This window comes from Terriglobus sp. YAF25, from assembly GCF_052113305.1.
Taxonomy (GTDB): Bacteria; Acidobacteriota; Terriglobia; order Terriglobales; family Acidobacteriaceae; genus Terriglobus.
The window spans coordinates 1-1216 of record NZ_JBFRCY010001009.1; the positions used below are offsets into that span (position 1 = coordinate 1).

A 1216-nucleotide genomic window follows, 5' to 3' on the forward strand; every position below is an offset into this window, starting at 1 on the left:
CATTACCCCCATGTTGAACAACAAGGTGAACGTCGATCTGCCCAAGGCTAACGCCGCGGTGATCATGGAAGACGCCAATAAAGAAGACTCCGTGGTCGTTGCTGTGACCCGTGACGGCAAGGTCTTCCTGGGCGGTGACCAGGTGACCGTTGACGATATGGGCGCCAAAATCTCGGCCAAGCTGGAGAACAAGACCGAGAAGCACGTCTACCTTCGTGGCGACGCCCGCGCGAACTACGGCAAGGTGATGGACGCTGTCGACGGTATCCGTTCGGCCGGCGTAAGCCAGCTCGGTCTGCTGACCGAGAAGACTGAAGATCAGTAAGTAAGAAGCAAGCAAAGTTCAAGATTCGCCGCCGAGTGCGGCAACGAAGGAATTCAGCTATGGGAATGAGTGGTGGTGGTGGTGGTGGCGTCTCTTCTGACATCAATGTGACGCCCATGATCGACATTCTGCTGGTGCTGCTGATCATCTTCATGGTCATCCAGCCCACGGCAGTTCATGGACTGGACACCCTGGTGCCTCAGCCGCCGAAGGACAAGAACCAGCAGGAGAACCCCAACGACCGCACGATCGTGGTGCAGGTGCTGTCCAACAATGGCCGTCCTGCGTACAAGATCAACGACACGGACTTCGCAAAGGATAGCCTGACGCCCAAGCTGCAGGAGATCTACGCGACCCGCGCCGAAAAGGTCATGTTCGTCAAGGGTGACAAGGACCTCGACTTCCAGTACGTCGCTGAGGTGATCGACTTCGGACACGCCGCCGGCGTGGACAACATCGGTCTGATCACACCTCGCGTCGAGGCTGGACAGTAAGCATACGGTGAGCTTCTGCCGCGCCTGGGCTCTCTGCTCATGCGTGCCCGGATACGCGTCCAGAAGCACATCGACCTATACCTTACGCGGGCGGTGGCACATAGCTGCCGCCCGTGGTGTCTTTAACGCTGTGCTCGCTCACGACTTCCTTTACGAGGTCTTTATGGCATTCACAGCAGCAACCCGCGGCATCGCCTCTGAGATCAACGTCACACCGCTGATCGACGTTCTTCTCGTTCTGCTCATTATCTTTATGGTCATTGCTCCCATACCCGGCCGCGGTATGGGAGCGGCTCTTTCGCAATCGGCAACCCATACGGCTCCGGAGCCGGTCTCTGCCCCGTTAGTAGTGCAGTTGTCCTATAGCGGCGGTGGTGTTCCGGCCTATGCTTTGAAC

The 1216-nt window shown here is 57.8% G+C and carries 3 protein-coding genes; all 3 read left to right on the forward strand.

The annotated features are described in order from the left end of the window. A partial coding sequence (locus AB4043_RS26085; RefSeq protein WP_442308596.1) for an ExbD/TolR family protein occupies nt 1-325 on the forward strand: 325 nt, incomplete at its 5' end. A gap of 59 nt (nt 326-384) precedes the next feature. Then, the gene (locus AB4043_RS26090) at nt 385-819 is read left to right on the forward strand and encodes an ExbD/TolR family protein (protein ID WP_442302531.1); all 435 of its coding nucleotides are present in this window, start codon (nt 385-387) and stop codon (nt 817-819) included. A 163-nt stretch (nt 820-982) separates the two neighbouring features. Further along, on the forward strand, nt 983-1216 hold a 234-nt coding region (locus tag AB4043_RS26095), incomplete at its 3' end, for a biopolymer transporter ExbD (RefSeq protein ID WP_442308597.1).